Annotated in this window: 19 protein-coding genes and 1 riboswitch; of the genes, 10 read left to right on the forward strand and 9 right to left on the reverse strand. The window is 62.8% G+C overall.

Annotated elements, in window-relative coordinates:
- Position 1 precedes the first annotated feature (1 nt).
- The 8 genes from NKI73_RS06835 to NKI73_RS06870 all read left to right on the forward strand — a co-directional run bounded on the left by NKI73_RS06835 (position 2) and on the right by NKI73_RS06870 (position 7754).
- A complete protein-coding gene (locus tag NKI73_RS06835; RefSeq protein WP_352628095.1) occupies positions 2 to 271 on the forward strand; it encodes a hypothetical protein in 270 nt (89 codons plus the stop codon).
- Between the two features lie 44 nt (positions 272 to 315).
- The gene (locus NKI73_RS06840) at positions 316 to 1530 is read left to right on the forward strand and encodes a CpaE/TadZ family protein (protein WP_352628096.1); all 1215 of its coding nucleotides are present in this window, start codon (positions 316 to 318) and stop codon (positions 1528 to 1530) included.
- The gene (locus NKI73_RS06845) at positions 1527 to 2948 is read left to right on the forward strand and encodes a TadA family conjugal transfer-associated ATPase (RefSeq protein WP_352628097.1); all 1422 of its coding nucleotides are present in this window, start codon (positions 1527 to 1529) and stop codon (positions 2946 to 2948) included. Before NKI73_RS06840 ends, NKI73_RS06845 begins: the two co-directional genes overlap by 4 nt.
- Positions 2949 to 2951: 3 nt before the next feature.
- Positions 2952 to 3917, forward strand: a complete 966-nt coding sequence (locus tag NKI73_RS06850; RefSeq protein ID WP_352628098.1) for a type II secretion system F family protein — start codon at positions 2952 to 2954, stop codon at positions 3915 to 3917.
- A 1-nt stretch (position 3918) separates the two neighbouring features.
- Positions 3919 to 4881, forward strand: a complete 963-nt coding sequence (locus NKI73_RS06855) for a type II secretion system F family protein (RefSeq protein ID WP_352628099.1) — start codon at positions 3919 to 3921, stop codon at positions 4879 to 4881.
- A 78-nt stretch (positions 4882 to 4959) separates the two neighbouring features.
- Complete coding sequence (locus NKI73_RS06860; protein WP_352628100.1) at positions 4960 to 5799, forward strand: PA3715 family protein; 840 nt, start codon at positions 4960 to 4962, stop codon at positions 5797 to 5799.
- Positions 5800 to 5941: 142 nt separating this feature from the next.
- Positions 5942 to 6412, forward strand: coding sequence for a hypothetical protein (locus tag NKI73_RS06865; protein ID WP_352628101.1), 471 nt, complete (start codon positions 5942 to 5944; stop codon positions 6410 to 6412).
- 166 nt (positions 6413 to 6578) lie between these two features.
- Positions 6579 to 7754 (forward strand): GGDEF domain-containing protein, encoded by a 1176-nt coding sequence (locus NKI73_RS06870; protein ID WP_352628102.1) that lies wholly within the window; start codon positions 6579 to 6581, stop codon positions 7752 to 7754.
- A gap of 123 nt (positions 7755 to 7877) precedes the next feature.
- Here NKI73_RS06870 and gcvP read toward each other — a convergent pair whose 3' ends face one another.
- From gcvP to gcvT, 3 genes are read right to left on the reverse strand one after another with little or no spacing between them, the layout of a single operon-like run.
- The gene (gcvP, locus tag NKI73_RS06875) at positions 7878 to 10688 is read right to left on the reverse strand and encodes an aminomethyl-transferring glycine dehydrogenase (RefSeq protein WP_352628103.1); all 2811 of its coding nucleotides are present in this window, start codon (positions 10686 to 10688) and stop codon (positions 7878 to 7880) included.
- 17 nt (positions 10689 to 10705) lie between these two features.
- Positions 10706 to 11074: a glycine cleavage system protein GcvH gene (gene gcvH, locus NKI73_RS06880; protein ID WP_013531953.1), complete on the reverse strand. Its 369-nt coding sequence runs from the start codon at positions 11072 to 11074 to the stop codon at positions 10706 to 10708.
- Positions 11075 to 11079: 5 nt separating this feature from the next.
- Entirely contained in the window at positions 11080 to 12180 is a 1101-nt protein-coding gene (gene gcvT / locus NKI73_RS06885; protein WP_352628104.1) for a glycine cleavage system aminomethyltransferase GcvT, read from the reverse strand.
- A 149-nt stretch (positions 12181 to 12329) separates the two neighbouring features.
- Positions 12330 to 12416: riboswitch (glycine riboswitch) on the reverse strand.
- A gap of 280 nt (positions 12417 to 12696) precedes the next feature.
- Here gcvT and NKI73_RS06890 point away from each other — a divergent pair.
- On the forward strand, positions 12697 to 13698 hold the full coding sequence (locus NKI73_RS06890; protein ID WP_352628105.1) for a hypothetical protein: 1002 nt from the start codon (positions 12697 to 12699) through the stop codon (positions 13696 to 13698).
- Between the two features lie 48 nt (positions 13699 to 13746).
- On the opposite strand, the gene NKI73_RS06895 is transcribed toward NKI73_RS06890, so the two are convergent.
- The 6 genes from NKI73_RS06895 to NKI73_RS06920 form a co-directional block, all read right to left on the reverse strand.
- Positions 13747 to 14538 carry a molybdopterin-binding protein gene (locus NKI73_RS06895; RefSeq protein WP_352628106.1) on the reverse strand — a complete coding sequence of 264 codons (792 nt, stop codon included), beginning with the start codon at positions 14536 to 14538 and terminating at the stop codon, positions 13747 to 13749.
- Between the two features lies 1 nt (position 14539).
- The gene (locus tag NKI73_RS06900) at positions 14540 to 15421 is read right to left on the reverse strand and encodes a cytochrome b/b6 domain-containing protein (RefSeq protein ID WP_352628107.1); all 882 of its coding nucleotides are present in this window, start codon (positions 15419 to 15421) and stop codon (positions 14540 to 14542) included.
- A gap of 97 nt (positions 15422 to 15518) precedes the next feature.
- The gene (locus NKI73_RS06905) at positions 15519 to 16196 is read right to left on the reverse strand and encodes a DUF1345 domain-containing protein (protein ID WP_352628108.1); all 678 of its coding nucleotides are present in this window, start codon (positions 16194 to 16196) and stop codon (positions 15519 to 15521) included.
- 31 nt (positions 16197 to 16227) lie between these two features.
- The gene (locus tag NKI73_RS06910; protein WP_352628109.1) at positions 16228 to 16695 is read right to left on the reverse strand and encodes a YaiI/YqxD family protein; all 468 of its coding nucleotides are present in this window, start codon (positions 16693 to 16695) and stop codon (positions 16228 to 16230) included.
- A 67-nt stretch (positions 16696 to 16762) separates the two neighbouring features.
- On the reverse strand, positions 16763 to 17332 hold the full coding sequence (gene gfa / locus NKI73_RS06915; protein ID WP_352628110.1) for an S-(hydroxymethyl)glutathione synthase: 570 nt from the start codon (positions 17330 to 17332) through the stop codon (positions 16763 to 16765).
- Between the two features lie 67 nt (positions 17333 to 17399).
- Positions 17400 to 18527: an S-(hydroxymethyl)glutathione dehydrogenase/class III alcohol dehydrogenase gene (locus tag NKI73_RS06920; protein WP_352628111.1), complete on the reverse strand. Its 1128-nt coding sequence runs from the start codon at positions 18525 to 18527 to the stop codon at positions 17400 to 17402.
- Between the two features lie 200 nt (positions 18528 to 18727).
- Here NKI73_RS06920 and NKI73_RS06925 point away from each other — a divergent pair, with 200 nt between their 5' ends.
- A complete protein-coding gene (locus NKI73_RS06925) occupies positions 18728 to 20740 on the forward strand; it encodes an acetyl-CoA carboxylase biotin carboxylase subunit (RefSeq protein ID WP_352628112.1) in 2013 nt (670 codons plus the stop codon).
- The last annotated feature ends 91 nt before the right edge of the window (positions 20741 to 20831 follow it).

Below are 20831 nucleotides of genomic sequence, written 5' to 3' on the forward strand. Positions count from 1 at the left end.
CATGCGTCTGGTCTTGAGATCGATCATCGCCCTGCTGCTGGCCGGCTTCGCCGCCGGCTGCACCAGCGACGACTATGTGCGCAGCGAGGGGCCGACGACCGGAGCAGGCGAGGCGCAGGCCGCCAACACCGTCATGCAGATGGTCGATCCCTGGAAGTACGGGGTCCAGAACACCAGGCTTCTGGTGCCCGCCCAGCGCGGCAGCGCGGCGGCCGACACACCCGACCAGGCGGCCGACGCAAAGGCGTCGCAGTCCACCACGGGCAACTGATTCCAACGGGCAACTGGTCAACGGCGACCTGACAGGCTGACAGAATGGCAAACGGCATCAAGACCAGGAAGATCCTGCTCGTATCGACCGACAGGACCTTTGTGCAGGATACGCGGACCGCATTCGCCGCCTCCGAGATCATTCAGCTCTCGACAGTGGAGAAGAGTGTCACCGAACTGCGCGGCGAGATCCAGGAAGCCGACTTCGGCGCCATCATCGTCGACATGGATGCGGCAAGGCTGGAGGAGGTCGAGTCGCTGCAGCGCATCATGCGCCGGCTGGAGGACAAGGTGCCTGTCGTCGTCGTCACGCAGGAGTTCAACGCGGCCGCGGTGCGCATTCTCGTGCAGCTCAAGGTCGCGGATTTCCTGGTTAAGCCGATCACCACCGCCGATCTCGTGCGCTCCGTGGTGCGGGCGCTGCAGGGCCCAGGCCGCGAGGAAAACACCGAGTCGCAGATCTACACCTTCATGCCGGCCGCGGGCGGCGTCGGCACCACGACGCTGGCGCTGCAAACCGCCTTCCAGCTGCATCACTCGGTAACGCGCGGCGCGTCGACTTGCGTCGTCGACCTCAATTTCCAACAGGGCGCCTGTGCCGAATATCTCGACCTCGAACCGCGTTTCGACATCACCGAGATCGAGAACCAGCCCGAGCGCCTCGACCGCCAACTGCTCGACGTGATGCTGTCCAAACATGCGAGCGGGCTCTGTGTGCTGGCGGCACCGACGCATCCGTCGGAAATGCGCTCGTTCAAGACCGATGTCGTGGTGCGTATGCTGGACCTGGTTTCGGCCTATTTCGACAATGTCGTCATCGACATGCCTCGCACCTGGTTTCCATGGACGGAGACGGTGCTGCTTGGTTCCAACAAGCTCTACATCGTCGCGGAAATGACGGTGCCGTGCCTGCGCCACACGCAGCGGCTGATCCAGGCGGTCTACGAGACCGCCGGCAAGGAAGTGAAGCCGAACGTCATCGTCAACCGTTTCGAACAGAAGATGTTCGACAGCGGCATCAAGCAGGCTGACGTCCAGGAGATACTCGGCGAGCATTTCGTCGGCGGCATCGCCAACAACTACCGGTTGGTGCGCGAGGCGGTCGATCGCGGCGTGCCGCTGCACGAGATCGATCCGAACGCCAATGTCATCAACGATTTGAAGAAGATCATCCTGCCGGAGGAGGCGGTCCCAACCCGGGCGAAATCGCGCTCGCTGTTTAGCATGGGCCGTGGATTGCTGAAGAGGAAGGCCGGATGACCAGCCGCTTTTCCACCCTGCAGAACCGCGATGCGCGTCCGCAGCGCGCGCCTGAATCAATGCCGGTCGCCCATCATGCCGTCGTCATTCCGACGAACCGAAAGGCTTTGCCGGCCAAGCCGGACGCAGCGCCAGCAAAGAATGCCAACAAGGTGCTTGATGCGCGCGTGCGTATCCATCGGCTGCTGCTCGAGGAGATCAATCTCGTCGCGCTGGAGCGTTTGCCCAAGGATGAGATGCGCCGGCAAGTGCATGATTTCGTGTCGGAAAAGACCAAGCAGGAGCGGATGGCGATCAACACCGTCGAGCTTGATGCACTGGTCGACGACATCGTCGACGAGATGGTCGGCCTCGGTCCGCTCGAGCCACTGCTCAAGGACCCCGACATCAACGACATCCTGATCAACGGCCACCTGAACTGCTTTGTCGAAAAGAAGGGCAAGCTGCAGCCGGTCCACATCCCGTTCAAGGACGAGGCGCATCTCTTGCGCATCGTCAACAAGATCGTCGCCGCGGTCGGGCGCCGTGTCGACGAATCACAGCCGATGGTCGATGCGCGCATGCTGGACGGCTCGCGTTTCAACGCGGCCATCCGCCCGGTGGCGGTCGACGGGCCGCTGGTGTCGATCCGCAAATTCTCCAAGAACAAGCTCGGCCTGCACAAACTGGTCGAATTCGGCGCCATTACCCAGAATATGGCCGAGGTGCTGGCGGCGGCCGTGCATGCCCGCAAGACGACGATCATTTCGGGCGGCACCGGTACCGGCAAGACGACCATGCTCAATGCGCTGTCGGCCTTCATTCCGGAAGACGAGCGACTGATCACCATCGAGGACGCGGCAGAACTCCAGCTGCAGCAGCCGCATGTCGCGCGCATGGAGACGCGCCCCGCCAACATCGAAGGCCATGGCGAGTTGAAGCAGCGCGACCTGGTGAAGAACGCGCTGCGCATGCGTCCCGACCGCGTCATCCTCGGCGAGTGCCGCGGCGAGGAAGCCTTCGACATGCTGCAGGCGATGAACACCGGCCACGAAGGGTCGATGGCGACCATCCACGCCAACACGCCGCGCGACGCCATTTCACGGCTCGAGCAGATGCTTGGCATGACGGGCATGCCGATGACGGTGCAGTCGATCCGCAGCCAGATCGCCAGCGCGCTCGACCTGATCGTCCAACTGGCGCGCCTGTCCGACGGCAAGCGCAAGGTGACCAGTGTCGCCGAGGTGACCGGCATGGAAGGCGATGTCATCCAGATGCAGGAGATCTTCCGCTTTGTGCGTACCGGCATGGAGGCAGACGGCAAGATACTCGGCCACTACGAGGCGACCGGCATCCGGCCGCGTTTCCTCGAGGATCTGCGCGCCATGGGCATCGAGTTCCCCGGACGATATTTCGAACCCGGCCGGCCGCAGGAGTAGCCAGTGTTCGACGGACTCAGCGCGATCTATGTCGTCTATGCCGCGGCAGCACTGACCGGCATCCTGATCGCCGAGGCGTGCTACCTGCTTTTTGCCGGCCGCAGCGACAAGCGCACCGCCATCAACCGTCGCATGAAGCTGCAGGAAAACAAGATCAGCCAGGAGCAGGTGCTTGTCCAGCTGCGCAAGGAGCGCGGCCTCGACGCAGGCACCCCGCTGTTTTCGCCGGACCGGTTTCGCGCCCTGCGAACCCAGTCGGGCATGATCATGCCGCTGTCGAAATTCTTGATGATCACTTGCGGCGTGGCGATGGCCATGGCCTTGGTCGCCATCTGGTACGGCTTGCCGCCGCTGATGGGGCTTGTCCTGTTTGTGGTGCTTGTGCCAGTGCTGCCAGTGCTGACGTTGCGTTTCAAGCGCAAGCGCCGGGTGAAGCGGTTCGGCATACAGCTGCCGGAGGCGCTGGAACTGATCACGCGTGGCCTGAAGGCTGGCCATCCGGTGCCGGTGGCGATCGCCATGGTGGCGCGCGAGATGCCCGACCCGATCGGCACCGAATTCGGCGTCATCGCAGACGAAGTGACCTATGGTTCCGATCTGGTTTCGGCATTGAACTCGCTGTTCGACCGGGTCGGACAGGAGGATCTGCCGCTGTTCGTCACCGCCGTCTCGATCCAGACCAGTTCGGGTGGCAATCTGCGCGAGATCCTCGACGGCCTGGCGACGACGATCCGCGAGCGCGGCAAGCTACGCCGCAAGGTGCGCGCCATTGCGACAGAAGGCCGAATGTCGGCCTACATCCTGACGGCGGTCCCGGTGTTGCTGTTTACCGCCATCATGGCGGTGATGCCGGGATTCTACCGCGACGTCTGGGACGAGCCAAAGACATGGTACCTGATGGCTGGCTCGATCACCTGGCTGATGCTGGGCAATTGGATGATGTTCAAAATGTCGAATTTCAAGTTCTGACATGCAGGGCCTCATCGAATTCCTCGCCTCGCTCGCGCCGACCTCGTTGATGCCGGTGGCCATCATGCTGCTGGCCGCGGGCGCCGCCGCCGTTGCCTGGCCGATGATGGCGGCGAAGGGCGATCGCAACGAGGTCAAGCGCCGGCTCAAGGTCGATGACGGTCCCGTGGCCGCGAAACCCGAACCGGTGCAGAAGAAGAATACCGGCGTCGTGCGCGAGAAGGCGGTGAAGAGGGCGCAGGAATTCTACGCCAAGAGCGATCCGGAAAATGTCGCCCGGCTGCGCATGAAGCTCATCCAGGCGGGATACATGGAGCCGCGCGCTGTCGGCATGTTCTTCTTGATCCGGTTCACCGCGATGATCGGCACGGCAATCGGTGTCTTTGTGCTCAACCGCTGGATGGCCAGCCCGGACGCGACGATGGCCAGCCGCTGGACATTCGTCATTCTGTCAGGAGCGGCCGGCTATTTTCTGCCCGGCCTGGTGCTGAGCCAGAAAGTGCGGGAACGCAGGCGTGAGTACCGCAACGGCTTTCCCGATTTCATGGACCTGATGATCGTCTGCTCGGATGCCGGCATGAGCATGGAGGCCGGCATCGAGCGCGTCTCGAAGGAACTCGCCAAGACCTATCCCGCTCTCAGCCAGAACCTGCAGCTGGTGTCGCTGGAGCTGAGGGCCGGGCGCAGCCTTGACGATGCGCTGAAGGCGCTCGCCGATCGCCTCAGCCTGGACGAGGTGCGCTCCTTCGCCACGCTGCTGCAACAGTCCAAGGAACTCGGCACCAGCCTGTCGGGGGCGCTGCGCGTCTTTTCCGACGACATGCGCCACAAGCGCATGTCGCTGGCCGAGGAAAAGGCACACGCCCTGCCGGCCAAGATGTCGGTGCCGGTGGTGGTTTGCATCCTGCCGGTGGTGTTGATGATTGCGGCCATTCCAGTCATCGTCAAAATGACGGCGCACTAGCGAGCGCCCACGAAGTCCTAGCAAGGGGCTGACAACCCAATATTCTGCCCGAACCCGGCCCCTGCGACGTGAGAACCCATGCGAATGCTGTTGCGCACTCCCTTCCTCGTCCTCGGCCTTACCGCGGCCAGTTTGTCGCCCGCATGGGCTGCGGCCGACGACTGCGGCGATGCTTCCGCCTTGGTGCAGCAGGCCTATCCCGAGGCTCAAAAGAGCGCCGACGGCGCCTCGTTCACGTTCGAACCTCATATCAGCATCGCCCTGACGCGTCCGGATAGCGACATGCCATTTGGCCTGGTCTGCAAGATCTGGCCCGCCCATGACGACCTGCTGTTGGTCGCGGTGCCGCTGATCGACAGCGCCCAGTCCCGCGACGACGGGCATGTCGGCGATATCGAGCTTCTGGTCGTCGACAGGAACAGCCTGCGGGTGCGCCAGCGCCTGCTCCAGCCCGGACTGATCACCGACGATGCCATCGCTATCCGCAAGATCGAATTCGATACCGGCCGCTACAGGCTGGCGCCCGATGTCAGCGCCTTCGGCCTGCGCATCGAAATGGCAAACCATTCGCAGCCCAACCCCTTCAGGGAAACCGACCTGCGGCTCTATGCCCTTGCCGGCGATGCCTTGCGCCTGGTGCTCGACGGCGTCGACGTGGCCGGCTTTGGCGGCGAAGGCGACGCCAGTTGCGCGGGATCCTTTCAGTCGAGCCAGGTCAGCCTGGCGATGAGCCCGGCAAGCCACCATGGCTATCACGACATCACCGTGGTCGAACGGGTGGATACGGACAATCCGTCCGTCGACGAGAATGGTGAGTGCCAGTCTCATCCCGGCAAGTCCCTGAAGCGCACCTACCGGCTGCGCTATGACGGCAGTCGCTACCAGTTTCCCGAGGGGCTCAAAGCCTTGGAGCCGTGAAAGTCCGTCTTGTGCCTGGTGGTTAATGGCTGGTGTGCCCGAAACCAAATTTTAGCGGCGTTTCGGCACCGAAGTTTAATCGTCTCCCATATAAGGTGTTTCCTGAAGAACGACCCGGCAAATCGGGCGATGAGGCAGGGGCATGCGTCACAATAATTTCACGGCAATGGCCGCGATGGCGGTCGTCTTGATGATGTCTGGCTGTACGACGGGCGGCGTCGACACCACCAAGACCACCGCCATCCAACCGGCGGCAAAGAACATCGACACCTCCGATCTGGCGCAAGGCAAGGCGCAGTTTCGCGACGCCAATTACGGCCTCGCCGAAAAGCACTTCCGCAAGGCCGTCGAGTTGAAGGCAGACAATGCCGAGGCCTGGATGGGGCTCGCCGCTTCCTATGATGAACTCGGCCGCTTCGACTTCGCCGATCGCGCCTACGGCCAGCTTTTGAAAGTCGCCGGCCGCAAGCCGCAGATTGTCAACAACATGGGCTATTCGCAATTGCTGCGCGGCAATCGCAAGAGGGCCAAGGCGCTGCTGCTCGAAGCGAAGGCCGGCATGGCGGATCCCACGGTCGTCGACGCCAATCTCGCCTTGCTGAACAAGGGTTGATCCGGTCGTTGCGTCCTATGGTCCGGTTTCGGGACATAAGGCATCGACGCTTTGTAAACCCTATCGGTAGGTTGCGTCGAAAGATCGGCCGAAAACCATGTCTGAGAGCTGCCGCTGACCTAGAATACAGCGCAACCCGCCGACGCTCGAGAGGCCTTCGCCCGATATGCTGGACTTCAGTTCGCTCCTGCTCGCAGCCGCGCTGTCGGGCATCTGCCTTAGCGTCACCATGTTTGCGATCTGGTTCACCGCGCCCAAGGCAGGCTTCGTGCTGACGGTGGCGTGCGGCATTCTGGTGCTCGTCGCGCATGTGGTCCTGTTCTGGCAATACACCAAGGACCCCGATCCACTGCTTTGCCAGATCGTGCTTGCGCTGCTCAGCCTGGGGTTTCTGATCATCTGCGTGTCGGCCATGCAATATCTGGGTGTGCCCGGCTACAGACGTGCCGTTGCGCCGGCGCTTGCCGCCATGGCTGCCTGTGCCATTGTCACCTTCCTGGGCCTTGATGGCATCGGCTTCATCGTCACATACACCACGGTGACGGCGCTGCTGTCGGCGATCGGCGCCATGTTCTGGATCAGCGGCAGCCACGATCGCCGGATCCTGCTGGTGGTTTCGTTTCTGAGCGGCACCTGCGCGGTTTCGTTTGCGCTTTGCGGCGCGGTTCTGCTGACCAAAGGGCAATGGACGCTCGCGGTCGCGCCCGACAACTGGGCCGAACGGCTGAATTCCGTCGTGGCGGTGGCCTGCATGACCGGGCTCGGTGCCTTGACGCTCTCGCTCCACCATCTGCAGGCGCAGATCGAGCTGAAGGCCGAGACCATGACCGACCCGCTGACGGGGCTGATGAACCGCCGGGCGTTGACGTCGCTCTACGGAGCGCGGAGTTTCGGTCCGTTCATGTCCGTCGTTATGTTCGACCTCGATCATTTCAAGCGGACGAACGATGTCTATGGCCACCCGGTCGGGGATCAGGTCTTGTGCCGCTTCGCCGCGGTGATCAAGAAATATGCCAGGACCGGTGTCGACGCATTTCGCCTGGGTGGCGAGGAATTCGCCGTCGTCATGTCGCGAATGACGGAAGAGAAGGCCCATGATCTCGCCAGCAGGATCTGTGTGGCCTTCGGCACCGAGATCGTCGCCACCCAACTCGGCAAGTTGCGCAGCACGGTCAGCGGCGGCCTCGGCTTTGGCGAGGTAAGCGGCCGCACCCTCGATGACGTGCTTGGCGAAGCCGACGCGGCGCTCTATTCCGCCAAGCGCGCCGGTCGAAATTGCGTCATCGGTCGGGCGGCACCAGGCAAGGCCGACCCGGTCAAGCCGGCCTTGCGCTCCGCGTAGAGCCTGTTCCATCCCGATGGAACAGGGATGGGGCTCTACCTGTTTGTTTGAGCATGATCTCTGGACAAACGGTTTCCGTTTGTCCGAGAAAACCGGTACCCACTTTTCGGGATCATGCTCTGGCTACTCCGCCGCGCCCAGATAGTCCGACAGCGGCGGGCAGGAGCAGACCAGGTTGCGGTCGCCGGCGACATTGTCGATGCGTGAGACAGGTGGCCAGTACTTGGCCGCCGTGTCGGCGTCGCCGGCGGGATAGGCCGCTTCCAGGCGCGAGTAGGGATGGGTCCACTGGCCGGCCAGCACCTCGGTGGCGGTGTGCGGCGCGTTGACCAGCGGATTGTCGGCCAAAGGCCATTCGCCCCTGGCGACTTTCGCCGCCTCGCCCGCAATGGCGATCATAGCCTCGCAGAAGCGGTCGAGTTCCCGCTTGGGCTCGGATTCGGTCGGCTCGACCATCAGCGTGCCGGCGACCGGGAAGGACATGGTCGGCGCGTGGAAGCCGTAGTCGATCAGGCGCTTGGCGATATCATCGACACTGATGCCGGCGCTGTCCTTGAGCACGCGGGTGTCGAGGATGCATTCATGCGCGATGCGATCGTGCCGGCCCTTGTAGAGCAGCGGGAAGTGTGGTGCGAGCCGTGTCGCCACGTAGTTGGCCGAGATGATGGCGGTCTCCGTCGCCTGCTTCAGTCCGGCGGCGCCCATCATGCGGATATACATCCAGGTAATCGGCAAGATGGAAGCGCTGCCGAACGGCGCGGCCGACACGGCGTGCGCAGAACCCTCGGTGACATGTCCCGGCAGATAGGGCTCCAGATGGGCCTTGACGCCGATCGGGCCGATGCCCGGGCCACCGCCGCCATGAGGGATGCAGAAAGTCTTGTGCAGGTTCATATGGCAGACATCGGCGCCGATATCGGCGGGCCGCGCCAAGGCGACCAGGGCGTTGAGGTTGGCGCCATCGAAATAGACCTGGCCGCCATGCTCGTGGATGAGGGCACAGAGGTGGCGTGCACCTTCCTCGTAGACGCCATGCGTCGAGGGATAGGTGAACATCAGCGCCGCGAGATTCTTGGAATGCTCGTTGGCCTTTGCCCTCATATCGTCCATGTCGATATTGCCGTCCTCCAAGCAGCGCACGACGACAACACTCATGCCGGCCATCGCCGCACTCGCCGGATTGGTGCCATGCGCGGAGGAGGGGATCAGGCAGACGGTGCGATGGCCTTCGCCGCGCGAGCGGTGATAGGCGCGGATGGCGAGCAGGCCGGCATATTCGCCCTGGCTGCCGGCATTGGGCTGCAGGCTAACGGCGTCGAAGCCTGTGATCTCCGACAGCCATCCTTCCAGTTCGCCGATCATGGCGCGATAGCCGGCAGAGTGTGCGGCCGGCGCGAAGGGATGCAAATTGGCGATTTCAGGCCAGCTTACCGGCATCATTTCCGCCGCCGCGTTGAGCTTCATGGTGCAGGATCCGAGCGGGATCATGCTGCGGTCGAGCGCCAGGTCCTTGTCGGCCAGCCGGCGCAGGAAGCGCATCATCTCGGTTTCCGACTTGTTTTCGTGGAAGACCGGCTGGGTCAGAAACTCCTTGCCGCGCGGCTTGCCAGGCACGGTGCTGTCGGCCGATGGAGCGGCCTTGGCGCCGAACAGGGCCGCGATCGCATCGAGATCGGCATCGGTCGAGGTCTCATCGAAGCTGATGCCGACATGGTCGGCATCGATGACGCGCAGGAGCCGACCGGTCTGTTCGGCCGCAGCGGCGATCTGCGCCGCCTTACCCCCGGTCTTCACGGTCACGGTGTCGAAACGGCTCGCGCCAATCACCGCCACGCCTGCCGCTTCGAGGCCGCTTGACAGACGATTGGCCAGTGCGTGGATACGCCCGGCAATCGCCTGCAGCCCGGCGGGGCCGTGCCAGATGGCGTAAGCAGTCGCCATGTTGGCAAGCAGCGCCTGTGCGGTGCAGATGTTGGATGTCGCCTTGTCGCGGCGGATATGCTGCTCGCGTGTCTGCAAGGCAAGCCGATAGCCGGGCCGGCCCTTGCTGTCGGTGGACTGGCCAACTAGGCGGCCGGGCATCAATCGCGTCAATTTATCGGAGACGGCGCAATAGGCCGCGTGCGGGCCGCCAAAGCCCATCGGGACGCCGAAGCGCTGCATCGGGCCAACGGCAATGTCGGCGCCAAGCTTGGCCGGCGCGTCGGTCAGCGTCAGGCCGAGCGGGTCGGCGATGAAGACGACGATGGCGCCCGTGGCGCGCGCCTTGTCGATCGCCGCCTTGTGATCGCCATAGACGCCGAACGTATCAGGCCAGGAGACGAGCAGGGCAGCCGTGTTGTCGTCGATCGCCTCGCCGTCGATCTCGATGCCGAGCGGCTCGGCGCGGGTGCGAACCACGTCCAGCGTCTGCGGATGCGGCGTGCCGGCAAATGCGATCTTGGTGCGCTTGTCGCGGTGGTGGCGCAAGGCGATGCCGACGGCTTCAGCCACCGCCGTCGCCTCGTCGAGCAGCGATGCCGATGCCACCGGCAGACCAGTCAATTCGGTGACCAGCGTCTGGAAGTTGAACAGCATCTCGAGCCTGCCCTGGCTGATCTCGGCCTGATAGGGCGTGTAGGCCGTGTACCAGGCCGGGTTCTCGAACAGGTTGCGCTGGATTACCGGCGGCACCTGGACGCCATGATAGCCGGCGCCGATGAAGCTCTTCAGCACTGTGTTCTTGGCCATGGTCGCCGACAATTCGGCCAGCGCTTCCGCTTCGCTGGCCGGTGCGGGCAGGGTCAGCGGCAAGTCGAGGCGGATCGACTGCGGCACGGCCTGGCTGATCAGCGTCTCGACGGACGGAACGCCGATCACGGCAAGCATGGCTCTGACATCGTTGACATCAGGACCGATATGGCGGGCCGAGAAGGGAGTGAGTGCTGCGGTCATGTCAATACGTCCTGATATCAGCCGATATGGGCTTTGTAGGCGGCTTCATCCATGAGGCCGGCGAGCTGGCTTTCGTCGGCAAGCTTCATCTTCCACAGCCAGCCGGCCCCGGTTGCCGCCGAGTTGACCAGCGACGGATCCGACGACAGCGTGCCGTTGGCCTCGGTGATCTCGCCATCGACCGGCGCATAGACATCGGATGCCGCCTTGACGGATTCGACCACGACGGCGGTGTCGCCCTTGGTCAATTTCTTTCCGGTTTCGGGCAGTTCGACGAAGACGAGGTCGCCGAGCTGCTCCTGCGCGTAATCGGTGATGCCGACAGTGGCGATACCGCCCTCGACGCGGAGCCATTCGTGATCTGATGTGAAATAGGTCGTTGCCATTGAGATCATCCTTTGCGGTAGCGATGCGGTGTGAAGGGCAGGGAGCTGATATCGACTGGGATTTTCGTGCCGCGGACATCGGCGAAAACCCGTGTTCCGGGCTTGGCCAGTGGCGCCGTGACATAGCCCATGGCGACCGGATGGCCGGCTGACGGGCCAAAGCCGCCTGATGTGACATGGCCGGCGGGCGTGCCGTCGGCGTCAAAGAGCGCAGCGCCGGCGCGCACCGGCTGGCGGCCTTCCGGCTTCAGCCCGACGCGCTTTTGCGCGGGTCCTCGTTCCACGGCGGCGCGGAGCGCATCGGCGCCGATGAAAGTGCCGGAAGCGCGGATGTCTTTCGGAATAGCCCACATCAAGGCGGCGCTGGCCGGGTCGGTCTCCGGCGTGATGTCCTGGCCATGCAGGCAGAGCCCGGCCTCCAGCCGCAGGCTGTCGCGAGCGGCAAGGCCGATCCACAGCACGCGCTGATCGTCGAGCAGTTTCGCGACGAGATCGCGCGCATCGGCCTCCGGCAAGCCGATCTCGAAACCGTCCTCGCCGGTATAGCCCGACCGGGTCATGAACCAGTTTTTTCGCGGCTCGACGCCGTGCATGAACAGCAGCGAGCCGGTCTCGATGCCGGCACGGGAAAGGGCTGCCCAGGCTTCAGGGCCCTGGATGGCGAGGAAGACGCGGTCGAGCGGCTCGACTCTGACGTCGAAATCCGCGGCAAGCGCACGCAAATGCTTTTCGTCGGCGACGGCGTTGCCGGCGTTGGCGACCACCATGAAGCGCTGGTCGCCAAGCCTGGTAACGATCAGATCGTCCAATATCCCGCCTGCTTCATTGAGGAAGAAGGACAGTTTGGATTGCGAGATTTCGAGCGCGCCGGCGTCCAGCGGGCAGGCGCGGTTGAGCAAGGCAACCGCTTCCGGCCCGCTGATTTCGAACAGCTTCATATGCGAGATGTCGAACAGGCCGGCCAGTTCGCGGGTGTGAAGGTGTTCCTTCATGACGCCGGCCGGATAGGTCAGCGGCATCGACCAGCCGGCGAAGGCGCCAAAGCGCGCACCAGCGGCTACATGGATATCTTCGAGGGGAAGGTGTTTGCTGTCGTCGCCCGTCATGTCATCTCCAGAGTCGCACGCAATCGGTCGCGAATGGCGACCAGTCCGTGCCCCTCTGTCTGAAGCCTGAGAGACTTGCGCAGCCGGAACTCTGTCAGCGGCGCTTACACCTTCGGCGCGGGGGCAAGCCCCGACTTTCCAGAGTGTCTTTCCCGTCTACGGTTCTTTTGCCTGAGAGATTTCGGGCGATTTCCCCTTCGGCGGCAGCTTTCGCTGCTCTCTCCCGCAAACAGGTAGGACTCAGACCCTGAGTCCTCGACACGCCATCCATAGCTTGTGCGCGACGGCTTGTCACCTGTCAGCGACATCTAAAGCGCGTCGCGCTGTGGATGCGCTTTAGATCCTTGTTTTGATGCATGTCGTTCTCTCAAAACCGCGGCACACCTTGGGCGACATGCATTCGCCGACAAGTCTTCGCTAACCACGCCGTTTGCCGGTTTTTCAAGACACTGCTGATATGTTGGCGGGCATGACGCTTTAGGGCCGGCAGTGGACGGCGGCGGACGGGGACGACAAATGGGCGAATTGATCATGAGCGCGCCGGTGGCCGGGCTGACCTCGAAAAGCCGCATCGCCGCGGAGGACGTGGCGATGTTGCGCCATGAGGTGTTCGGCGACGGTGTGGTGATGCGCGGCGAGGCCGAGGCACTGTTCGCGCTCGATGCCACGGCGAAGGACAAATGCCCGGAATGGCCGCTTTTCTTCATCGAGGCGGTCACCGACTATATCGTCCACCAGGAGAAGCCGTCGGGCTATATCTCGCAGGACAATGCCGACTGGCTGATCCGCACGATCTCGCGCGACGGCATGGTCGACAGCCGGACCGAACTCGAATTGCTGGTGCACGTGCTGGAGGAGGCGAGATCGTCACCGGGCCAGCTTTGCGTCTATGCACTGCAACAGGTCGCCCACGCCGTCATCGACGGCAAGGGGCCGCTGATGCTCGGTGGTGCGCTGGTTCCCGGGCTGATCGCCAAGGCGGAGGTCGAACTGCTGCGCCGTATCCTTCATGCCCATGGCGGAGACGGCAACATCGCCATCACGCGCGCCGAGGCCGAGGTGCTGTTCAAGATCAACGAGCGTACCGCTCAAGGACATAACGATCCGTCCTGGAACGAACTGTTCGTCAAGGCGATCGCCAATTTCGTCATGTGCTCGGCCGGCTACGAAGCGCCGACGCGCGATGTGGCGCTGCGCCGTGATGCCTTCCTCGAACGCGCCGATCCGGAAATCGGCGGCTTCTTCAGCCGGATGGTCTCCGGCGGCCTTGCCGGCATCATCGAGGCCTACCGGTCCCCTGATGACATCGAGGCCGAGTGGGAAGCCAAGAACAGGGCGGCCGAGGCGCTCGCCCGCCGCGCCGAGACGATCGAAGCCGGCGAAGCCGGCTGGCTGGTCGAGCATATCGGCGTGGACCGGCCTCTATATGAGAACGAACGCGCGCTGCTGACGCTGATCAAGCATGCCTCGCCGGAAATCCACCCGGTGCTGAGGCCGCTGCTCGACAAGGTTGCCTGATGTGCTGAGGGTTAAGCGGCTGATCTCAGGGCATTATTTCCCTAAGTGTCAGATACCGCCATACCAGTCGTAGCCATTGTCTTCCCAATAGCCGCCGCGACCGCCGCCGATACTGGCGAAGCCGTCGACCAACTCGATCTTGTAGAGATATTTCGGCATCTTATAGCCGAGCTGCCGTTCGACGCGGACGCGCAACGGCGCGCCGTTCTCAACCGGCAGCGGCTTGCCGTTCACGCCATAGGCGAGGATCGTCTGCGGGTGACGGGCATCGATCAGGTCGATGGAGCCGTAATATTTGATGTCGCCGGAAAGGCTGCGGTCGATCGTGTCGAGGCAATGGAACATGACGTAGCGCGCCTGCGGCTTGACCACCGCCTGGTCCAGCACCAGCGACAGCGGTGTGCCGGTCCATTTGGCGATGCAGCTCCAGCCTTCGACGCAGTCATGGCGGGTAATCTGGGTGCGGCTCGGCATGTTCATCAACTGCTCGCGGCTGAGCGACAGCGGCTTTTCGACCAGGCCTGAAACTTCCAGCCGCCAGTCGGCGAAGTTGTTGGCGAGCAGGCCCTTGTAGACGTCATCATCGGGCGCCGTGACACCGTTCGGCCGCTGCGGCTGGCGGATGTCGGCTTCAGTGAATTCGGGCGCCAGGGCGTTACGTCCGGCGAGCAGGCGCTGTGCCCGGTATGTCAGGTCATTGGCGTTTTCGAGGAAACTGCGCAGGCCGCTGCCAACGCTCAACTGGCTGTCGAAGGCGTCGCAGCCCGACAGCATGATGCCGGAGGCACCGAGGCTGGCACCGGTCAGGAATTTGCGGCGGCTGATCTCAAACTTCGCCATGTCAGGCACTCCTCTCGGCAGTTTTGTCGTCCTGAGCGGGAGGATCCGTGCGGTACCAGCCGGTAATGATCGAGCGCAGTTCGTTGATCGGGCCGGCGGCCAGGATCATCAGGATATGGACGACGAAGAAGACGACCAGCAGCACCATCACGGTGAAATGGATGGTGCGTGCCGTCTGCCGGCCACCGAGCAGATCGTTGAGGAACGGCAGCACCGAGTTCATGCTTGGCGACATCGCCAGGCCGGTGATGATCATCAGCGGCAGGAGGACGAACAGCACGCCGCCATAAGCCATCTTCTGCAGCGTGTTGTACTCCCGGGTGTGGTGGAATCTGAGCTTGGCGTGATCGATGATGTCCTGCGGCAAGCGCTTCAGGTCGTCGAGGCGTGGTGCGAGGTCGCGGCGCAGATGGCCGTTCACGGTGCTGGCGACGAACCAGACGATCAAGGTCGTGGTCAGTATCCAGGCGAAGAAGAAATGGACGACACGGGCGGTGCCGAGGTCGTAGTAGGACGGGATGGTCGCCCAGGACGGAAAGGCGCGGGATGTCTCCTGGCCTGCCGGCCCCGACCAGCCGAGCACTCCTGTGGTGTCGAAGCGATGCCCAAGGATCTCGGTGTAGCCGCGTGGCCCGACGTTGGTGTTCTCGGCGCCGATGGCGAAGATGGTGTTGTTGTAGCCAAAACCAGACTCCTTGCCGATATAGAGCTGCGGGCGGGCATTGAAGATCTGCAGGCCGGACAACAGCATGAAGAACAGCGAGATGGCCCAGAGCCAATGCGTCAGCCGCGTCCAGCGCGACTGCCGGTAGATCAGCGGTTTTTCGTTCGACGCCGAAGCACCGGGATCGGCGGCGGATTGGCTTCTGGCAACGGATTCCATCTTGTCTCGTCTCCCGGCCTCACGGCGTGGCCTGCACGTTCATTGTCCTCCTGATACGTCGCGATCCAAACCAATGTTTCATCCGATCACGGATTTATTACGGAGCGCCCAGGCTGACGGCGAGATTGACGGCGGCGGCGACGATGACCGTGTTGAAGAAAAACGACAGGATCGAATGGACAAGCACGACACGTCGCATATGCGTCGTAGAGATGTTGGTGTCGGCGGTCTGCGCCGTCATGCCGATAACCGTCGAGAAGTAGAGGAAATCCCAGCCTTCCGGCCGTTTGTCGCCCGGGAACAGCAGTCCGCCGACCGGAACCTTCTTCTTGGTCTCGGCGTCGACCGTATCGCCGTCCATCCAGTAGACGTGCGCATAATGGAGCGCCACCATGGCATGGATCGTGAACCAGCCAAGCGGGATCGACAGCAGCGCGAAGATCAATTCGATAGGGTGGGTGCTGTCTTTCTCATTGATCAGCTGAAACAACGAGAAGGTGGCAACGCCGACGACGACCAAAGTCACCGCGAAGATGACCAGCATCGGCTGGTCGGTGGCGCGCGCATTCTTGCTCAGATACCTGCCGGTGAATTTCGGCATCTGGGTGACGACAAGAATGACGTAGGTAGCAAAGAATGCGTTGGCGCCGATCGAATAGGCGAGCGAGGCATGAAGCAGCAACGCCACGGCAAGCGCCACGACGCCGAAGCAGGCCGACACCGCAAACAGCATGTGGCGCTGCAAGGGAGGCTTCATCGGGGTTTCAGCAGCCATGGCGGTTCCAACCTTGGATGGCGCTCGGTTTCTACTGCGGTGTGGCGGATTTGAGCGCCCGCCGCAAGATGCGGTCGAGTTCGCCGAGAAACCGCGAACGGTCCTGCGGCGCGAAGCTGGCATTGTAGCCCTTGCTTTCGCCTGTCTCGCGCAAATGCTGCTTGAGGTCGCGCATCGCCACCGCCATGCCGATCGTTTCCGGCGTGAACGGACGTCCGGTTGGCCCAAGCACATGCGCGCCAAGCGCCACCGCGCGGGCGGCCAGCGGAATGTCCGCGGTGATCACGATGTCGTTGGTCCGCGCATTGTCGACGATCCAGTCGTCGGCGGCGTCGGCGCCCTTGGACACCACGACATTGCGGATCATCGGGTCGCGGGAAGGGCGCAAGCCACCATTGGAGACGTAAGTGACAACGATGCCATGGCGCTCGGCGACCTTTTCGACCTCGGCCTTGACCGGGCAGGCGTCGGCATCGACGTAAATAGCAGGTGCTGGCATCGCTGGTTCCAATGAGCATGGGGCCAGACGATTTCGTCCGGCCCCATGGATACAATCCGATTAGATACTAAGCCGGCAAGGCGCCGGACTTCTTCGCCGTCCAGGTGGCGATATAGTCCATCAGGCCGGGATTGAGGCAGTCATAGGGTTCGAGCCCGATCGACCTCAACTGGGCGCGGATGCCGTCCATACGGCTTGGATCGACGCCGGATTCGATGATCGACGAGACAAAGGCGGTAAAGCCCGGAGGTGACCAGCCGTCCTCCTCGAAGCGCTCCGGATGGATGAAGGAAAGCCCCTTGAACGCGTGGTCGCGCTCGACCGGTCCGTGCATGTGGACGCCGCAGCCGGTGCAGGCATGCCGCTGGATCAGCGCCGAGGGGTCGACCACTTTGAGCTTGTCGCCATTCTCGGTGACCGTCACGTCGCTCGTACCGGCAACCGCCACGACCGAGAACAGGGCCCCTTCGGGCTTCCAGCATTTGGTGCAGCCGCAGGCGTGGTTGTGGGCGATTTGGCCCTTGACCTTAACCTTGACCGGATTGCTGGTGCAGGCGCAGACCAGCGTGCCGCCGGCAAAGCTTGCGCTTTCCCTGGGCAAGCCATTGTCGATTTTCGGATGCAGTTTCTCCGCCATGTTTTTCTCCTCCCAGTTGTGAGCCACAGAGGTCGCAGGCCGGTTGGTCGGCGGCTTGTGGTCTTCTTCAGTAAACGACGACGCTTCGGATCGATTTGCCCTCATGCATGAGGTCGAAGCCCTTGTTGATATCCTCGAGCTTCAGCGTGTGGGTGATCATCGGGTCGATCTGGATCTTGCCGTCCATGTACCAGTCGACGATCCTCGGCACATCGGTGCGGCCGCGCGCGCCGCCAAAGGCGGTGCCCATCCAGGTGCGCCCGGTGACCAGCTGGAACGGCCGCGTCGAAATCTCCTGGCCGGCGCCTGCCACGCCGATGACCACCGACTTGCCCCAGCCGCGATGCGAGGCTTCCAGCGCCTGACGCATCACCTTGGTGCTGCCGGTGCAGTCGAAGGTGTAGTCGGCACCACCGATCTGGTCGGCGCCGCGCTTGGTCATGTTGACGAGGTGGGGCACGACATCGCCGTCGATCTCCTTCGGATTGACGAAATGCGTCATGCCGAATTTCTCGCCCCAAGCCTTCTTGTCGTTGTTCAGGTCGACGCCGATGATCATGTCGGCGCCGGCAAGTTTTAACCCCTGGATGACATTCAAGCCGATGCCGCCGAGGCCGAAGACGACCGCGGTCGCGCCTTGCTCGACCTTGGCGGTGTTGATCACAGCCCCGATGCCGGTGGTGACGCCGCAGCCGATGTAGCAGATCTTGTCGAAGGGGGCGTCGGGATTGACCTTGGCCACCGCGATCTCAGGCAGCACGGTGAAGTTGGAGAAGGTCGAGCAGCCCATGTAGTGGAAGATCTTGTCCTTGCCGATCGAAAAGCGCGACGAGCCGTCCGGCATCAGGCCTTGGCCCTGGGTGGCGCGGATCGCCGTGCACAGGTTGGTCTTGCGTGACAGGCACGACGGGCACTGGCGGCATTCGGGCGTGTAGAGCGGGATGACGTGGTCGCCCTTCTTGACCGAAGTGACGCCCTTGCCGACATCGACCACCACGCCGGCGCCCTCATGGCCGAGGATGGCCGGAAACAGGCCTTCGGGATCGGCACCCGACAGCGTGAACTCATCGGTGTGGCAGATGCCTGTCGCCTTGATCTCGACCAGCACCTCGCCCTCGCGCGGACCATCGAGGTCAACCTCCATGATCTCCAGCGGCTTTCCGGCGGCGACAGCAACTGCGGCGCGGGTTTTCATGGGGCAGTTCCTCCAATGCGAATTTTTTTCCAAGGTTTCAGGTTTTATCGACACGATCAACTGGAAGCTGGTGCCTGGACTGGGCCACAGCGATGAATTGGAATCGCAAATCGATTGAAAAGCAGTGATTTGCATGGTCGGCTTGACCCCGCAAGCACAGGCCATAAAAGGAACGGCCGACCCGAGGGATAACATTCCGCATGTTCACCAAGATCCTGATCGCCAATCGTGGCGAGATTGCCTGCCGTGTCATCAAAACGGCGCGCAAGATGGGCATCGCCACGGTTGCCGTCTATTCCGATGCCGATCGCGATGCGGTGCATGTCGAGATGGCCGACGAGGCGGTGCATATCGGGCCTTCGCCAGCGGCGCTGAGTTATCTCGCGCCTGAAAAGATCATCGCCGCCTGCAAGGAGACGGGCGCCCAGGCCGTGCATCCCGGCTATGGCTTCCTGTCCGAGCGGGCGGCCTTCTGTGAGGCGCTGGAAGCGGAAGGCATCATTTTCATCGGTCCAAAACCCAAGGCCATCAAGGCGATGGGCGACAAGATCGAATCGAAGAAGTTCGCCAATGCCGCCAAGGTTTCCACCGTGCCCGGCTGGCTCGGCGTCATCGAGAATGCCGACCATGCCGAAAAGATCGCCGGCGAGATCGGCTATCCGGTGATGATCAAGGCTTCGGCCGGTGGCGGCGGCAAGGGCATGCGCATCGCCTGGAGCCGGTCGGAAGTGCGCGACGGCTTCGACCGGGCGCGCTCGGAGGCCAAGAGTTCGTTTGGTGATGATCGCGTCTTCATCGAGAAATTCGTCGTCGATCCGCGCCATATCGAAATCCAGGTGCTGGCCGACGCGCATGGCAACGCGCTCTATCTCGGCGAGCGCGAATGCTCGATCCAGCGCCGCAACCAGAAGGTCGCCGAAGAGGCGCCGTCGCCGTTCCTCGACGCCAAAACGCGCAAGGCCATGGGCGAGCAGTCCGTGGCGTTGGCCAGGGCTGTCGACTACCAAAGCGCCGGCACGGTCGAGTTCATCGTCGACAAGGACAAGAACTTCTATTTCCTTGAAATGAATACACGATTGCAGGTCGAGCATCCGGTGACGGAACTTGTCACCGGCATCGATGTGGTCGAGCAGATGATCCGCATAGCGGCCGGCGAAAAGCTCGCCTTGAAGCAAGGCGATATCAAGCTGAACGGCTGGGCGGTGGAAAGCCGGCTCTACGCGGAAGACCCGTACCGCAATTTCCTGCCCTCGATCGGCCGGCTGACGCGCTACCGGCCGCCGGAAGAAGGCCAATTCGGCGATGTCGTCATCCGCAACGACACCGGCGTCACCGAAGGCTCCGAAATTTCGATGTTCTACGATCCGATGCTGGCCAAGCTGTGCACCTGGGCGCCGACGCGTCTGGAAGCCATCGATGCAATGTCGGAAGCGCTCGACAGTTTCGTCGTCGACGGCATCGAACACAACATCCCGTTCCTGGCGGCGCTGATGCAGCATCCGCGCTGGCGGGAAGGGCAGATATCGACCGCTTTCATATCAGAGGAATATCCCGACGGTTTTGCACCTGTCGTACCGAACAACGATGAGAAAGCCGTGCTGGCGTCGATTGCGACGGCGGTGGAACTGCTGCGCCGTGATCGGCTCGACCGGCTGGGCGGGCGGCTGGCGCCGCATTCGGGAGCGCTGAAGCGCGACTGGGTGGTGAAGATCGGCGATGATTATCTGTCGGCGTCGATCCTCGAGGGCATGATTTCCATTCCGCTGGAAATCGATCTGTCGATTGAGGGCGGCAAAGCACTGACCGTTGCATCCGACTGGCGGCCGGGCGACCTGATCTGGCGCGGCACGGTCGGCAAGCGCAAGGTTACAGCGCAGATCAGGCCGGTTGCCAATGGCTTTCGCATCGCCTGGAAGGGCATGTCGGTGACCGCGCGCGCCATGCTGCCGCGCACCGCCGAGCTTGAAAGGCTGATGCCGGAAAAGATTGCGCCTGACACGTCGAAACTGCTGCTTTGCCCGATGCCTGGCCTTGTCGTGTCGATTGCCGTTGCCGTAGGGCAGGAGGTCAAGACTGGCGAGACGCTCGCCGTGGTCGAAGCGATGAAGATGGAAAACGTGCTGCGTGCCGAACGTGACCTTGTCGTCTCCAAACTCAACGCCAAGCCGGGCGACAGCCTTGCCGTGGACGCGGTGATCATGGAGTTTGCGTAAAGGCTCGCCGGGCAGGCAGCCTGTGATCAGCAATGGTTTATGCTGGACTGGCATCACGCGGTCCCGGACAATACATCTCCATCGACTCAAG

This window comes from Mesorhizobium sp. M0496, from assembly GCF_040321205.1.
Classification (GTDB): Bacteria; Pseudomonadota; Alphaproteobacteria; order Rhizobiales; family Rhizobiaceae; genus Mesorhizobium.

Bases quoted from the DNA above. Each gene is read 5' to 3' on its own strand.
- NKI73_RS06835 (WP_352628095.1), top strand. From the start codon at position 2: ATGCGTCTGGTCTTGAGATCGATCATCGCCCTGCTGCTGGCCGGCTTC.
- NKI73_RS06840 (WP_352628096.1), top strand. From the start codon at position 316: ATGGCAAACGGCATCAAGACCAGGAAGATCCTGCTCGTATCGACCGAC.
- NKI73_RS06845 (WP_352628097.1), top strand. From the start codon at position 1,527: ATGACCAGCCGCTTTTCCACCCTGCAGAACCGCGATGCGCGTCCGCAG.
- NKI73_RS06855 (WP_352628099.1), top strand. From the start codon at position 3,919: ATGCAGGGCCTCATCGAATTCCTCGCCTCGCTCGCGCCGACCTCGTTG.
- NKI73_RS06860 (WP_352628100.1), top strand. From the start codon at position 4,960: ATGCGAATGCTGTTGCGCACTCCCTTCCTCGTCCTCGGCCTTACCGCG.
- NKI73_RS06865 (WP_352628101.1), top strand. From the start codon at position 5,942: ATGCGTCACAATAATTTCACGGCAATGGCCGCGATGGCGGTCGTCTTG.
- NKI73_RS06870 (WP_352628102.1), top strand. From the start codon at position 6,579: ATGCTGGACTTCAGTTCGCTCCTGCTCGCAGCCGCGCTGTCGGGCATC.
- gcvP (WP_352628103.1), bottom strand. From the start codon at position 10,688: ATGACCGCAGCACTCACTCCCTTCTCGGCCCGCCATATCGGTCCTGAT.
- gcvH (WP_013531953.1), bottom strand. From the start codon at position 11,074: ATGGCAACGACCTATTTCACATCAGATCACGAATGGCTCCGCGTCGAG.
- gcvT (WP_352628104.1), bottom strand. From the start codon at position 12,180: ATGACGGGCGACGACAGCAAACACCTTCCCCTCGAAGATATCCATGTA.
- NKI73_RS06890 (WP_352628105.1), top strand. From the start codon at position 12,697: ATGGGCGAATTGATCATGAGCGCGCCGGTGGCCGGGCTGACCTCGAAA.
- NKI73_RS06895 (WP_352628106.1), bottom strand. From the start codon at position 14,538: ATGGCGAAGTTTGAGATCAGCCGCCGCAAATTCCTGACCGGTGCCAGC.
- NKI73_RS06900 (WP_352628107.1), bottom strand. From the start codon at position 15,421: ATGGAATCCGTTGCCAGAAGCCAATCCGCCGCCGATCCCGGTGCTTCG.
- NKI73_RS06905 (WP_352628108.1), bottom strand. From the start codon at position 16,196: ATGGCTGCTGAAACCCCGATGAAGCCTCCCTTGCAGCGCCACATGCTG.
- NKI73_RS06910 (WP_352628109.1), bottom strand. From the start codon at position 16,695: ATGCCAGCACCTGCTATTTACGTCGATGCCGACGCCTGCCCGGTCAAG.
- gfa (WP_352628110.1), bottom strand. From the start codon at position 17,332: ATGGCGGAGAAACTGCATCCGAAAATCGACAATGGCTTGCCCAGGGAA.
- NKI73_RS06920 (WP_352628111.1), bottom strand. From the start codon at position 18,527: ATGAAAACCCGCGCCGCAGTTGCTGTCGCCGCCGGAAAGCCGCTGGAG.
- NKI73_RS06925 (WP_352628112.1), top strand. From the start codon at position 18,728: ATGTTCACCAAGATCCTGATCGCCAATCGTGGCGAGATTGCCTGCCGT.